General features: G+C 62.6%; 12 protein-coding genes. All 12 read left to right on the top strand.

Annotated features, from left to right (window positions below):
* Positions 1-16 precede the first annotated feature (16 nt).
* On the top strand, positions 17-1036 hold the full coding sequence (gene rsmH, locus L0H65_RS00745) for a 16S rRNA (cytosine(1402)-N(4))-methyltransferase RsmH (protein ID WP_301456858.1): 1020 nt from the start codon (positions 17-19) through the stop codon (positions 1034-1036).
* A complete protein-coding gene (locus L0H65_RS00740; RefSeq protein WP_301456849.1) occupies positions 1036-1398 on the top strand; it encodes a cell division protein FtsL in 363 nt (120 codons plus the stop codon). The genes rsmH and L0H65_RS00740 overlap by 1 nt, the downstream gene beginning before the upstream one ends.
* Entirely contained in the window at positions 1395-3182 is a 1788-nt protein-coding gene (locus tag L0H65_RS00735; RefSeq protein WP_301456848.1) for a penicillin-binding protein 2, read from the top strand. The genes L0H65_RS00740 and L0H65_RS00735 overlap by 4 nt, the downstream gene beginning before the upstream one ends.
* Before the next feature lie 21 nt (positions 3183-3203).
* Entirely contained in the window at positions 3204-4676 is a 1473-nt protein-coding gene (locus tag L0H65_RS00730; protein ID WP_301456847.1) for a UDP-N-acetylmuramoyl-L-alanyl-D-glutamate--2,6-diaminopimelate ligase, read from the top strand.
* A gap of 126 nt (positions 4677-4802) precedes the next feature.
* Positions 4803-6245, top strand: a complete 1443-nt coding sequence (gene murF / locus L0H65_RS00725) for a UDP-N-acetylmuramoyl-tripeptide--D-alanyl-D-alanine ligase (protein ID WP_301456846.1) — start codon at positions 4803-4805, stop codon at positions 6243-6245.
* Entirely contained in the window at positions 6246-7328 is a 1083-nt protein-coding gene (mraY, locus tag L0H65_RS00720; protein WP_301456845.1) for a phospho-N-acetylmuramoyl-pentapeptide-transferase, read from the top strand.
* Positions 7329-7507: 179 nt separating this feature from the next.
* Positions 7508-8911 carry a UDP-N-acetylmuramoyl-L-alanine--D-glutamate ligase gene (gene murD / locus L0H65_RS00715; RefSeq protein ID WP_301456844.1) on the top strand — a complete coding sequence of 468 codons (1404 nt, stop codon included), beginning with the start codon at positions 7508-7510 and terminating at the stop codon, positions 8909-8911.
* A gap of 239 nt (positions 8912-9150) precedes the next feature.
* Positions 9151-10317 carry a putative peptidoglycan glycosyltransferase FtsW gene (locus L0H65_RS00710; RefSeq protein WP_301456843.1) on the top strand — a complete coding sequence of 389 codons (1167 nt, stop codon included), beginning with the start codon at positions 9151-9153 and terminating at the stop codon, positions 10315-10317.
* An 11-nt stretch (positions 10318-10328) separates the two neighbouring features.
* Positions 10329-11423 (top strand): glycosyltransferase, encoded by a 1095-nt coding sequence (locus L0H65_RS00705; RefSeq protein WP_301456842.1) that lies wholly within the window; start codon positions 10329-10331, stop codon positions 11421-11423.
* On the top strand, positions 11420-12847 hold the full coding sequence (murC, locus tag L0H65_RS00700) for a UDP-N-acetylmuramate--L-alanine ligase (RefSeq protein ID WP_301456841.1): 1428 nt from the start codon (positions 11420-11422) through the stop codon (positions 12845-12847). The genes L0H65_RS00705 and murC overlap by 4 nt, the downstream gene beginning before the upstream one ends.
* Positions 12844-13101, top strand: coding sequence for a DUF2484 family protein (locus tag L0H65_RS00695; protein WP_301456840.1), 258 nt, complete (start codon positions 12844-12846; stop codon positions 13099-13101). The genes murC and L0H65_RS00695 overlap by 4 nt, the downstream gene beginning before the upstream one ends.
* Positions 13102-13142: 41 nt before the next feature.
* Positions 13143-14459, top strand: coding sequence for a hypothetical protein (locus L0H65_RS00690; RefSeq protein ID WP_301456839.1), 1317 nt, complete (start codon positions 13143-13145; stop codon positions 14457-14459).
* Positions 14460-14463 lie beyond the last annotated feature (4 nt).

The raw sequence follows: 14463 nt of genomic DNA, 5'->3' as shown, positions 1-14463 counted from the left end.
CGATCCCGATCGCCCTGTGTTGCCCCGGACAGCAGCGCATATCCCCGTTCTCATCGGTCCGCTGATTGCTGCGGTAAGCCCGGTGCAGGGCCATTGGCTTGACGGCACCCTGGGTGCGGGCGGTTATGCCCGCGCGTTGCTGGACGCCGGGGCGGAACATGTGACCGGCGTTGACCGTGACCCATCGGCGCTTGAAATGGCAGCGCAATGGGCGGCGGAATACGGCAGCCGCCTGACGCTGGTTTCGGGCAATTTTTCGGGCCTCGACCAGCATGCAGGTGAACCCCTCGACGGCATCGTCCTCGATCTCGGCGTCTCCTCGATGCAATTGGACCAGGCGGCGCGCGGCTTTTCCTTTGCCAAGGACGGACCGCTCGACATGCGCATGGCCCAGGATGGCGACAGCGCCGCCGATCTGGTCAACAGCGCATCCGAGCAAACGCTCGCCGATATCCTTTACCATTACGGTGAGGAACGCGCCTCTCGCCGCATCGCGCGCGCAATCGTCGCCGCCCGCGAGACCGCTCCCATCACGACGACGCTGCAACTGGCCAGCATCGTCTCCGCCTGCCTGCCACGCCCGAAGCCGGGGCAGTCGCATCCCGCGACCCGCAGCTTTCAGGCGATCCGCATCGCCGTGAATACCGAATTCAATGAGTTGATCAAAGGGCTTATGGCCGCCGAACGCAGCCTGAAACCCGGCGGGATGCTGGCCGTAGTCACCTTCCACAGCCTTGAGGACCGGATCGTCAAACGCTTTTTCCAGAACCGCGCGGGCAAGGACGCTGCTGCCAATCGCTACGCGCCGGAGCGCGAAGAAGACACGCCGCGCTTTACCCTCGTCACCCGTGGCGCGACAGCACCCGATGCGGCGGAACTGGCGCGAAACCCGCGCGCGCGGTCCTCAAAGCTGCGCATCGGCAAACGTACAAGCGCGCGCGCCGGTCCGGTGGACCCCGCAGCCCTTGGTGTGCCGATGCTCCCCGAAACCCGAAATCACCCCAAGTCCCGACCTGCCAGAAAAGGACAGCACTGATGCGCCCCTTCCTCTTTATCCTCTCGGCCCTCGCCCTGATGGCGCTTGCTTTCTGGGCCTACCGCGAAAACTACGCGACGCAACAGGCGCTCAAGGATGCCTCCAATCTCAATCAGGAAATCGCAGACCTGCGCGAATCGCTGTCGCAGCAACGCGCGGAGTGGGCCTATCTCAACCGGCCCTCGCGGTTGCGCGATCTGGTCGCCCTGAATTTCGACAGTCTTGGCCTGTTGCCGCTGGAACCCACGCAATTCGGCAATGTCGATCAGGTGGCCCATCCCTTGCCGCCGCTTTCCCTGCCTGATCTGAGCAACACGATGGACACCGCAGCCACCCTTGACGGCAAGGAAGACCCGCTATGATCCGCACACCACTCCGCCCGCTTGCCCGAATTCTGTCTGCCCGCGACAAGGGCGAAAACCCCGATCATATCGAACGCGAAAACATCCGCCTGCGCGCTGAAGACACCCGCGCCCGTGCCCAATCCCGTGCCGAAGGCCGGCTTTTGCTGCTCGGTCTGGCGTTCTTTGCGGCTTTCATCGTCGTCGGCGGACGCATGGGCATGATGGCCGCCAGCGAAGCAAGTGAGCCGCGCTCTGCCGCCTCCGGTGTGGAAATCAGCGGGCGCCGTGCCGATATCACCGATCGCAACGGCCGCATTCTCGCAACCAATCTGTCGACCTACTCGCTTTATGCGCAACCAAAACAGATGGTTGACCCCAAGCATGTCGCAGGCGAACTCGCCAAACTTTTCCCCGAGATGAAGGCAGAGGATCTGGAGCGTCGCTTCACCGATGGCCGCTCTTTCCTGTGGCTGCGCAAGAAACTCAGCCCCGGTCAGATGCAGGCGGTGCATGATATCGGCGATCCCGGCCTGTTGTTCGGTCCGCGCGACATGCGGCTTTATCCCAATGGCAACCTCGCCGCCCATGTGCTGGGCGGCGCGTCCTTCGGGGCCGAAGGTGTCCATTCCGCCGAAGTCATCGGCACTGCTGGCGTGGAACGCGCGTTGGATTCCCGGTTGCGCGACCCGGCTTTGGCCAGCACCCCCTTGGCGCTGTCCATCGACCTGACGGTTCAAGCCGCGATGACCGAAGTGCTCGATGGCGGGATGCGGATGATGAATGCGGTCGGTGCCGCAGGTGTGTTGATGGATGTCCACACCGGCGAGGTTATCGCCATGGTGTCGCTGCCGGATTTCGACCCGAATGACCGTCCTTCGCCCCTCCTGAAAGGGGATCCCGCAGACAGCCCGCTGTTCAACCGCGCGGTGCAGGGGGTTTACGAACTCGGCTCCACCTTCAAGATTTTTGCCGCCTCGCAAGCGATGGATCTTGGCCTTGTGAACGCCAACACCATGGTCGACGCCAATGCGCCGATGCGCTGGGGCAAGTTCAAGATCGGTGAATTCGAAGGCCATAACTACGGCCCGTTGCTTTCCGTAACCGACGTGATCGTGAAATCCTCCAACGTCGGCACGGCCCATATTGCGCTGAAAATCGGCGGCGAGCGGCAACAGGCGTTCTTCAAGTCGCTCGGTCTGCTCGATCCGGTGCCGATAGAGTTGACCGAAGCCCCCGGTGCCGCCCCGCTTATCCCGAAGCGTTGGGCGGATATTGTAACGATAACAACATCTTATGGTCACGGCATGTCAGACAGCCCGATGCATCTCGCCGCTGCCTATGCCGCGATTGCGAATGGCGGTGTGATGCTGCCCCCGACCTTGCTCAAACGTGACAAAATCCCGCAAGGCACCCGTGTCTTGTCGGCTGCGACCGCAAAAATCGCCGCCTCGATGCTGCGGCAGGTGGTGACGCGCGGCACCGCCTCCTTTGGGGAGGTCGAAGGGTATGAAGTTGGCGGCAAGACCGGCACGGCCGATAAGGTCAAACGCGGCGGCGGCTATGACAAGGGCAAGAATATCAACACCTTCGCCTCGATGTTCCCGGCCTCTGACCCGCAATATGTTCTGGTGGTGACACTGGATGAGGCCTCCGACAATTCCAGCACGAAACCCCGTCGGACCGCTGGTTGGACTGCGGTTCCCGTCGCGGCAGAGGTGATCCGGCGCACCGCCCCCTTGCTCGGCCTCAGACCACAGATTGAAATCCCTGACGTTTCTGCGGTATCAGCACGCAAGCAGTAATCAGCACGCAGGGGGTGCCAAGTGACACAGGCCAGAAAACTCTCCGACCTTGGCCTGACAGCACGGGGCGGCGCAAACCCGTTGATCACCGGGCTTTGCGTCGACAGCCGCGCGCTGCAACCCGGCAATCTTTTTGCGGCCCTGCCGGGGTCGGTGATTCACGGCGCGGAATATATCCGGGGTGCCGTGACACGCGGCGCGGCGGCGGTGCTGACCGATGCCGCGGGTGCTGCCATCGGCAAGGGTGATTTCGGCGACGCCGTGCTGATCGTGGCCGAAGACCCACGGCAGGCACTGGCCTATGCCGCCGCCCTTTGGTTTGGCACGCAGCCCGGAACCATCGTCGCAGTGACCGGCACAAACGGCAAAACCTCGGTCGCGACCTTCACCCGGCAAATCTGGATGGCGCTCGACCACGCCGCCATCAACATCGGCACCACCGGAGTCGAAGGTGCCTGGCACGCAGCCTGCCCGCACACCACGCCCGAACCGATCACCCTGCACCGGATTCTGGCCGAGGCAGCGGCGGCAGGCATCACCCATGCCGCGATGGAGGCGTCCTCCCACGGCCTCGACCAGCGCCGCCTCGACGGGGTGCGGCTCGCAGCCGCAGGGTTCACCAATTTCACGCAGGACCATCTGGATTACCACCACACCTTCGATGCCTATTTCGACGCCAAATCCGGGCTTTTCACCCGCATCCTGCCGGAAGACGGCGTTGCGGTGATCAATATCGACGACCCGCGCGGCCCGGAACTGGCGGCGCTGGCCGAAGATCGCGGCCAGGATGTGCTGCGCGTCGGGCGCGCGGCCAGCGCGGATCTGCGCCTGCTGGGCCAACGCTACGATGCCACCGGGCAGGATATCCGCGTGGCATGGCTGGGGGAGGCGCATCAGATTCGCCTCGCCCTGATCGGCGGGTTTCAGGCCGAAAATGTGCTGCTCGCGGCCGGGCTTGCCATCGGCGCAGGTGATGACGCCGCGCGGATTTTCGATACGCTGCCGCAACTGACCGGGGTGCGGGGCCGGATGCAGCTCGCCGCAACCCGCAAGAACGGTGCATCGGTTTTCGTTGATTACGCCCATACCCCAGACGCGCTTGCCACTGCATTGAAAGCGCTGCGTCCGCATGTGATGGGGCGCATTATTGTGGTCTTCGGGGCAGGCGGCGACCGCGACACCTCGAAACGTCCACTGATGGGCAAAGCCGCATCGGAAAATGCCGATGTCCTGTTTGTCACCGATGACAACCCGCGCTCGGAACCACCCGCCAGCATTCGCGCGGCGATCATGGCGGCCTGCCCGCAAGCGAATGAAATCGGCGACCGGGCGGAGGCGATCCTGCGCGGTGTCGATGCCCTCGGCCCCGGTGACGCGCTGCTGATTGCGGGCAAAGGCCATGAGAGCGGCCAGACCATCAAGGGCCAGACCTATCCCTTTGACGACTCCGAACAGGCCTCCATTGCCGTCGCCGCCCTCGACGGCATGATCTGATGGCCGGTTTCAAACAAAATTCCCCCTTTCCCCGTCTTCTCTGAGGAAATATCCCACAGGGGGTCCGGGGGACGTGAAGTCCCCCGGCGCCTGCCACACATGCCGCCACCAAAGGACTGCCACGCCATGACCCCACTCTGGACCTCTGACGCCGCGGCACAGGCTACCGGCGGCAGCAACACCACCCCATGGCAGGCCAGCGGCGTCTCCATAGACACCCGCAGCCTGCAACCCGGCGACCTGTTTGTCGCCCTCAAGGATGCCCGCGACGGCCATGATTTCGTGGCACAGGCGCTCGAAAAAGGTTCCGCCGCCGCCCTCGTCACCCATCGCCCCGACGGCATGGCTGCGGATGCGCCGTTGTTGATCGTCCCCGATGTGCTGCAAGCACTGGCCGATCTGGGCCGCGCCGCCCGCGCCCGCACCGCCGCGCGCGTGATCGCGGTCACCGGCTCGGTCGGCAAGACCTCGACCAAGGAAATGCTGCGCGCCGCGTTTTCCGGCCAAACCCGCGTCCACGCCGCCGAGGCGAGCTACAACAACCACTGGGGCGTGCCACTGACCCTTGCACGCATGCCGCAGGATACCGGCCTCGCCATCCTGGAGATCGGGATGAATCACCCCGGCGAAATCGCCCCGCTTGCCATTCTCGCCCGTCCGCATGTCGTGATCATCACCACCGTGGCCCCCGCGCATCTGGAGGCATTCGATGATCTCGCCGGGATCGCGGCGGAAAAGGCCAGCATTATCGACGGGTTGGAAGAAGGCGGCACAGCAATCCTGCCCGCCGATCTGGAGGTGACGCCGATCCTGACGGCCAAAGCCTCGCTCGCAGGGGTGACGACGGTGTTGTTCGGCAGCCGCGCGCAGGCGGATTACCGGCTCACGGATGTGAAAGTCACCGAATTCGCCACCATCGCACGGGCGCGGCAGGCGGGTCAGGACATGCTGTTCAAACTCGCCACCCCGGGCAAGCATTTCGCGACCAATGCGCTGGCAGTGATCGCGGCCTCAGATGCGCTCGGCTTTGACCGCGCCATCACGGTCACCGATCTTGGCCGTTGGGCGCCGCCTTCGGGGCGCGGCACCCGTGAAACCATCCTGCTCGATCCGGTCGAAGGCCTTGGCTTTGGCCTGATTGATGATGCGTTCAACGCCAATCCCGCCTCCACCGCCGCGGCCCTTGACCTGCTCGCTGCCTGCCAACCCACCAATCGCGTCGGGCGCATCGCCCAAGGTCGCCGCATCGCGATCCTTGGCGATATGCTGGAACTCGGCCCGACCGAAAATGCGCTCCATGCCGCCCTTGCCAGCCATCCCGCGATATCACAGATCACCCTTGTCCACTGCGTTGGCCCGCGCATGAAAGCCCTGCATGACGCGCTGCCACGCGCCAAACGCGGACACTGGTTTGAAACGGCGGCAGAACTGATCCCGAAAGCCGCACATCTGGTCGATGCCGGTGATATCGTGCTTGTGAAGGGCTCCAAGTCCATCAAGGTCAGCGCCGTGGTTGACGCCCTGCGCAAATTGGGGCAAGCCGCACCCGCAACCCAAGGGACAGAATGAATGCTATATTGGCTTACAGAGTTTTCTGACGGCGGCGACATCTTCAACCTGTTTCGCTACATCACCTTTCGCGCCGGTATGGCGTTTTTTACCGCATTGGTGTTCGGTTTCATCTTCGGCAAACCCCTGATCAACCTGCTGCGCCGGCGCCAAGGCAAGGGGCAGCCGATCCGCGATGATGGTCCGCAAAGTCACCTCTCCAAGGTCGGAACGCCGACGATGGGGGGGCTTTTGATCCTCTCGGCGCTGCTGTTTTCAACCCTGCTCTGGGCGCGGCTCGACAATCCCTATGTCTGGATCGTGCTGGGCGTCACATTTTCCTTCGGGCTGATCGGTTTTGCCGATGACTATGCCAAGGTTTCCAAGCAAAATACCAAAGGTGTGTCCTCGCGCATCCGCTTCCTGCTGGGTTTGCTGATTGCGCTGGTGGCGGCCGCAGCCGCAGGGCATTTCCACCCGGCCGATCTGTCCTACAATCTGGCGCTTCCGGTATTCAAGAATACGCTGATTCATATGGGCTGGTTCTTCATTCCGTTCGGCATGGTGGTGATTGTCGGCTCCGCCAACGCGGTGAACCTGACGGACGGGTTGGACGGGCTTGCGATCATGCCGGTGATGATCGCGGCAGGCACCCTTGGCGTGATCGCCTATATCGTCGGCAACTACAATTACACTGAATATCTGGGCGTGCATTTCGTGCCCGGCACGGGAGAGTTGCTGATTTTCACCGCCGCCCTGTTTGGCGGTGGCCTGGGTTTCCTATGGTACAACGCCCCCCCCGCCGCTGTCTTCATGGGCGATACCGGCTCGCTGGCCTTGGGCGGTGCGCTTGGTGCCATCGCCGTTTGCACCAAGCATGAGATTGTCCTCGCCATCGTCGGCGGGCTTTTCGTGGTGGAGGCGCTATCGGTCATCATCCAGGTGCTCTATTTCAAAAAGACCGGTCGGCGGGTGTTCCTGATGGCACCGATCCATCACCATTTTGAAAAGAAGGGCTGGGCGGAACCCCAAATCGTGATCCGCTTCTGGATCATCTCTCTGATATTGGCCTTGATCGGGTTGGCGACGTTGAAACTGCGGTAAAACCGGCCCAACGCGCGTTTGGGTTGGCACCCACCCTACGGGGGCTGATGCCCACGCCCTGATTTCATCTTGGTTCAAATACCTGAATCCAGCCGCAGCCATGACGCGCAACGACTGCCCTTGCGTGTCATATCCCCCGCGCCCATTCTACGCATCACATTTCAGGAAAGGCCGCATTCATGATTCCCGTCACCTCCTGCTCCGGCCAAAGGATCGCCGTTCTGGGCCTTGGCCGTTCCGGTCTTGCTACGGCACGCGCGCTGATGGCGGGCGGGGCGGAGCCGGTGCTTTGGGATGACAGCGCCGAGGCGCGCGCCAAGGCCGAAGCCGAAGGATTCACCTGCACCGACCTCACGCGCAACGGCGCATTTGAGGGGGTGGCGGCACTGATCACCAGCCCCGGCATCCCGCATCTTTACCCCGCGCCGAACAAGGTGATCGCGACAGCACTCGATCTCGGCATCCCGGTCGACAACGATATCGGTCTTTTTTTCCGCAACTATGCAACAAAGGATTGGGACGGGTTCGACCAGTTGCCGCGTGTGATCGCGGTGACCGGATCGAACGGAAAATCCACCACCACCGCGCTGATCCATCACATTCTGCAAGTGGCAGGGCGGCCGGTGCAGATGGCAGGCAATATCGGGCGCGGGGTGTTGGATTTGGACCCGGCGGTGGACGGTGAGGTGGTTGTGCTGGAACTCTCCAGCTATCAGACCGATCTTGCCCGCGCGCTGACACCCGATATCGCAGTTTTCACCAATCTCTCCCCCGATCATCTGGACCGGCATGGTGGCATCGGCGGCTATTTCGCCGCCAAGCGTCGGCTTTTTGCCGAAGGCGGGCCGGACCGGGCGGTGATCGGGGTGGATGAGGTGGAAGGTCGCTACCTTGCGGGGCAGCTTTCGATGGGGCCGCAGGATGACCGGGTGATCCGGGTGTCATCGGGGCAAAAGCTGGAGGGGTTCGGCTGGTCGGTCTTTGCCCGCAAGGGTTTCCTGAGTGAGTGGCGCAAGGGGCGGCAGGTTGCCGCCATCGACCTGCGCGGGGTTCCGGGCCTGCCGGGCGCACATAACCACCAGAACGCCTGCGCCGCCTTCGCTGCAACCCGCAGCCTTGGCCTTGCGCCAAAACTGATCGAGCAGGCGTTTCATTCCTTCGCCGGTCTGCCGCACCGCAGCCAGTTGGTCGGCGAACGTGCCGATGTGCGCTTCATCAACGACAGCAAGGCCACGAATGTTGACAGTGCCGCCAAGGCGCTGCAAGCCTTTCCCCGCATCCGCTGGATTGCCGGGGGGCTGGGGAAGGAAGGCGGTATCGCTGGCCTGGTGCCGCATCTGGGGTCGGTCGTCAAAGCCTATCTGATCGGCCATTCCGCCCGCGATTTCGCGCTGGAACTGGGCGATACCCCATATGAGATTTGCGAAACCATGGCCCGTGCCGTTGAGGCGGCGGCTGCGGAGGCGGAGGCGGGTGAGGTCGTATTGCTCGCCCCGGCGGCGGCGTCATTCGACCAATATCCGAATTTCGAGAAACGCGGCGAGGATTTCGCGGCGCGGGTGCGGGCGTTGCTTGAGACGTGACACCGCGCAGGGGGCGCTCGCGCCCCCTCTGGCCCTTGGGGGCCATTCACCCCCGAGGATATTTTTGAACAGATGATTTGCACCAAACTGCGTGCATGAAATTGAAAAACCTGCAATTCGGCGGGGTAAGGTTGTGCTTTCCTCTAGCCACGGCGGGCGATCTTCGCTAAACTTTCACTCAGATCCGGGGGAACATCCGGGCGGCTAGGCAGAGTACAGGTAAATTCAGGCGGTATCCCATGACTGAGATGGTCTATGGTTCTATGCCCGACAGGGTGGTGGAGCCGATTCTTCCCCGTTGGTGGCGCAGCATTGACCGTTGGTCCCTGACCGCGGTTTTCGCGCTTTTTGGTGTCGGCATTCTGCTGGGGCTGGCGGCGTCTGTGCCTTTGGCGCAGCGCAATGGTCTGGATGCGTTTTACTATGTGAAACGGCAGGCGTTTTTCGGCGGTATCGGTTTGATTGCGATGCTGGCAATCTCGATGATGCCGCCCCAGATGATCCGGCGACTTGGCGTGTTGGGTTTTCTGGCGGCGTTTGCGGCCTTGGCGGCCTTGCCGGTGATCGGCACCGACTTCGGCAAGGGCGCGGTACGCTGGATCAGCCTTGGTTTCGCGTCCGTGCAGCCCTCGGAATTCCTGAAACCCGGCTTCATTGTGCTGACCGCCTGGTTGATGGCCGCCGCGCAGGAGGTGAACGGCCCGCGGGGCAAGTCCTTCTCATTCCTCGTCACCTTCATCGTTGTGCTGCTGCTGGCCTTGCAGCCAGATTTCGGCCAGGCCGCGCTGATCATCTTTGGCTGGTCAGTGGTCTATTTCATCGCCGGCGCGCCGATGGTGCTGATTGCGTCGGTGCTGGGTCTGGTCGGGGCAGGCGCGATGCTGGCCTATGAACATTCCGAGCATTTCGCGCGTCGGATCAACGGCTTTCTGGCGTCGGATGTCGATCCTCGCACCCAGATCGGCTATGCCACCAATGCGATTCAGGAAGGTGGGTTTTTCGGTGTCGGCGTCGGAGAAGGCCAGGTGAAATGGTCGCTTCCCGATGCGCATACCGATTTCATCATCGCGGTTGCGGCAGAGGAATACGGGTTGATCCTCGTGCTCTGCATCATCGGTCTTTATACCACCATTGTCGTGCGTTCGCTGTTTCGCCTGATGCGGGAGCGTGACCCGTTCATCAGGCTTGCCGGGGCCGGTCTCGCCTGTATTTTTGCGGTGCAGGCGATGGTGAACATGGCAGTTGCGGTTCGGCTGTTGCCCGCCAAGGGGATGACCTTGCCGTTCGTCTCCTACGGCGGATCGTCGGTGATCGCGGCGGGGATCACGCTTGGCATGTTGCTGGCGCTGACACGGGTGCGGCCACAGGGGCAGATCGGGGAAATCCTGTTCCGCCGCAGCAGATAAGGGGCGAGGCGATGGCACCTTTGTTACTGATCGCGGCGGGAGGAACCGGCGGGCATATGTTCCCGGCGCAGTCTTTGGCCGAAGCAATGGTGGCGCGCGGTTGGCGGGTGAAACTGTCCACCGACGGGCGCGGCGCGCGCTATGCAGGTGGTTTCCCGCGTGAGGTGGTGATCGAGCAGGTCGCCTCGGCCACTTTCGCGCGGGGCGGCGTGCTGGCAAAGGGTTTGGTTCCGTTGCGCATCGCGGGCGGGGTGATCGGCGCCTTGTGGCGGATGCTGCGCGATAAGCCTGCGGTGGTTATCGGCTTTGGCGGCTACCCTTCGATCCCGGCTCTGACGGCGGCGACCGTGCTGCGCCGCCCGCGAATGATCCATGAACAAAACGGTGTTCTGGGCCGGGTGAACCAGATCTTCGCGCCACGTGTGATGGCGGTGGCTTGCGGCATCTGGCCCGCTGATTTGCCCGAAGGTGTCAGCGGTATCCATACCGGCAATCCGGTGCGGGCGGCGGTGCTGGAGCGGGCGGGCGCGGGCTATATCCCGCCCGGCGATTATCCGATGTCTCTGGTCGTGATCGGTGGCAGCCAGGGCGCGCGCATCCTGTCGGATGTGGTGCCGGCGGCGGTCGCGATGTTGCCGGATGGGTTGCGAGCCAATCTGCGCGTGGCACATCAGGCGCGGGCCGAAGACCTTGATCGCGTGACCAATGCCTATAGCGAAGCCGGTATCCGCGCCGAAGTGCAGCCGTTTTTCACCGACATTCCGCGCCGGTTGAGCGAGGCGCAGCTTGTGATCTCCCGCTCCGGCGCATCCTCGATTGCCGATATTTCGGTGATCGGGCGACCGGCGATCCTGGTGCCTTTGGCGATCGCGACCGGCGACCACCAATCCGCCAATGCGCGCGGCCTGGTGGACGCAGAGGCCGCGATCCTGATCCCGGAAGCTGCACTTGACGCGCAGGCTTTGGCCGCCCAAATCGCGGCAGTGCTGGAAAACCCGGCAGCGGCGCAAACCATGGCGCGCAATGCGCTGGCGCAAGGCCGCGCGGATGCAACCGACCGGCTTGTTGAACTCGTTGAAAGCCTTACTGAAAGGGCCACCCCATGAACGCCGCAACCAAACTGCCCGTCGCCCTTGGGCCGATCCACTTTGTCGGGATCGGCGGTATCGGCATGTCGGGCATTGCCGAGGTGCTGATCACTCTGGGCTACCGGGTGCAGGGATCTGATGCAAAGGCGTCGAAGATCACCGACCGATTGGTGAAACTGGGGGCCACATTCTTTGAAGGTCAGCGCGCCGAAAACATCGGTGACGCGGCGGTGGTGGTGATTTCCACCGCGATCAAAAAAGGCAACCCGGAGCTGGAGGAGGCGCGGCGCATGGGGCTGCCGGTGGTGCGGCGCGCGGAAATGCTTGCCGAGTTGATGCGGCTGAAATCCAACATCGCGATTGCGGGCACCCATGGCAAGACTACCACGACAACCATGGTTGCGACGCTGATGGACAAGGGCGGCTTTGACCCCACCGTGATCAATGGCGGCGTGATCCACGCCTACGGCTCCAACGCGCGGGCGGGGGCAGGGGAATGGATGGTGGTCGAAGCCGACGAATCTGACGGCTCCTTCAACCGTCTGCCCGCGACGATTGCGATTGTCACCAATATCGACCCGGAACACATGGAACATTGGGGCAGTTTTGACGCGCTGCGCAAAGGCTTCCTCGATTTCGTCTCCGGTATTCCGTTTTACGGTTTGGCGGTCTGTTGCACCGATCACCCCGAAGTGCAAACCCTTGTCGGCAAGATCACCGACCGCCGCGTGGTGACGTTCGGGTTCAACGCGCAGGCCGATGTGCGCGCGATCAACCTGACATATGAGAACGGCGTGGCGCATTTCGATGTCGCCTTGCAAGGCGAAAGCCCGGATGCCGATGGCAACGCTGTGGTGATCGAGGGTTGCACCTTGCCGATGCCCGGCGATCATAACGTTTCCAATGCGTTGTCGGCGGTGGCGGTATGCCGTTTTCTCGGCATGAAAATGGCGGAAATCCGCGAGGCGCTGGCCGCGTTTGGCGGTGTCAACCGCCGCTTTACCAAGGTGGGCGAAATCGGTGGTGTCACCATCATCGACGATTACGGCCACCATCCGGTTGAAATTGCCGCCGTCTTGCGCGCCGCGCGCCAAGCCACCAAAGGCCGGGTGATCGCTGTTCATCAACCGCACCGCTATTCCCGCCTCTCCAGCTTGTTTGAGGATTTCTGCACCTGTTTCAATGAGGCCGATGTCGTGGCAATCGCCGAAGTCTATGCCGCAGGCGAAGATCCGATCCCCGGTGCCTCACGCGATGATCTGGTCGCAGGGTTGATCGCCCACGGCCACCGCCACGCCCGCGCGATTTTTGATGAAGCCGATCTGGCGCGGCTCGTGCGCGAACAGGCGCGGCCCGGCGATATGGTGGTTTGCCTTGGTGCCGGGTCCATCTCGGCATGGGCCAACGATCTGCCCGCATTGCTGCAAGGGGCGGCTGCATGAGTGCCGCACTGATCACGGCACTGGTCTGGCTCGTCGCCGCCAATCTGACCGGGTTTTTCCCCAGCCGCGACAAACACTGGCGCGCGGCTTACGCGCTGATCGCCGTGGGCATCCCGATTTTGGGCTGGGTGACATGGGCGAATGGCCCCATCATCGGGCTGATCATCTTCGCCATGGGCGCCTCCATCCTGCGCTGGCCGCTGGTCTATTTCTGGCGCTGGCTGCGGGCAAAGACGGCGCATCCGGCGGAGTAGGGGGGCTTGCGCGACCGCTCGATGTTGTGGAATGTGCGGGAATGCAGGCGAAAGAAATCAAAGACCGCGAAACATTAGAGGCGTGGCTGAAGGGCCGCCCCCAAGGTGACTCTGTTTTAATCGCCACCCGTGCCGCGTTGCAGGTTGCACCGCTTTGGTTTGCGGCGATGGGCCAAGATTGGGCAAGCAGACGTGATTTGACAAGCTTGTCGGTTTTGCGGAGTCTTCTAATATCATGGGTTGCCTGCAAATATCCAACCGATGATATTAAATCCGCCGCCCGCGCTGCCGCCGCCTCCACTCGCGCCGCCTACGCCGACTCTGCCTACGCCGACTCCGCCGCCCGTGCCGCCTCTGTCTCGGCCGCCCACTCCGCCGACGCTGTTGCCGACTCCGCCTACGCCGCCTACGCGTACGCCGTCACCCGGGTCTACGCCGCCACCCGCGCCGCTTACTCCGACTCCGACTACGCCGCCGTTTGGGGACTCGTTCGGGCAGAGTGTGAGTGGCTTGAAGCCGGCGGCAAGGCGCTGGATGGTCAACCGCTCTGGCATGATGGGGAGAACCCATTTCAATCAGACTGGACTTCAACACAAGCGCTTTGGTCGGACCCGCAGGGAGGACCATATGCCTTTTGGCTGCGCTGGTATGGGGCGGCGCTGCAAGGCAAGCATCTGAACCTCGCGTTGGAACACGACATTGCCCTGATCCCAAACGAGGATTGGGAAAAAGGCCCAGACCACATCGCGGCGCTGATTGCCGATCTGGAAAAGAAGTATTCCGATCAAAAGGAGCCTTCGCCGCTAGATGACGACCTCGCGCAGCTTTCTGCCGCCCCTAAAACCAAAGTGCAGGCAGTGCAGGCGGCAATCGCGTTGAACCATGAGGCGCTACCACCAACCTTCGACGCCATCGAAGGGTATATCACGTTGGAAATTAACAGGCTGCAAACGCTCAATTTCGAAACGGACAAAGAAGCTGAAGATTGCCGCCGCTTCATACGGGTTTTGATCACGCTCTATGCAGCTATTCAACGGATGCGCGCAAACATTCCGCAAAACGGGGTTGTGACGCTGCAACAGGCGTCGGAGGTCGAAAAACTCTCAAGGCTTTACATGCGCAAGTTTTCTGAATTGCCGCGCAGCAAAGCGGATGAGGTTGTGAACGGAACTTGGATGGCAGCCAAGGGGGCTTTGCAGGTCACGTTGATCGGGGCTTCGACCGCAACGCTCATGGCTGGGATCGGACTTCCGGGGATGGTCGCTGCTGCGGTGAGTACTATGGTATTCTCCCCCAAACTTGTGCCGGATGTTATCAAAGCCGGGATTGAAATGAGCAAAAGCCAAGTCAAACCATAGGCGG

Source organism: Pseudorhodobacter sp., assembly GCF_030452865.1.
GTDB lineage: Bacteria > Pseudomonadota > Alphaproteobacteria > Rhodobacterales > Rhodobacteraceae > Pseudorhodobacter.
This window is presented reverse-complemented; position numbering and strand designations above follow the sequence as displayed.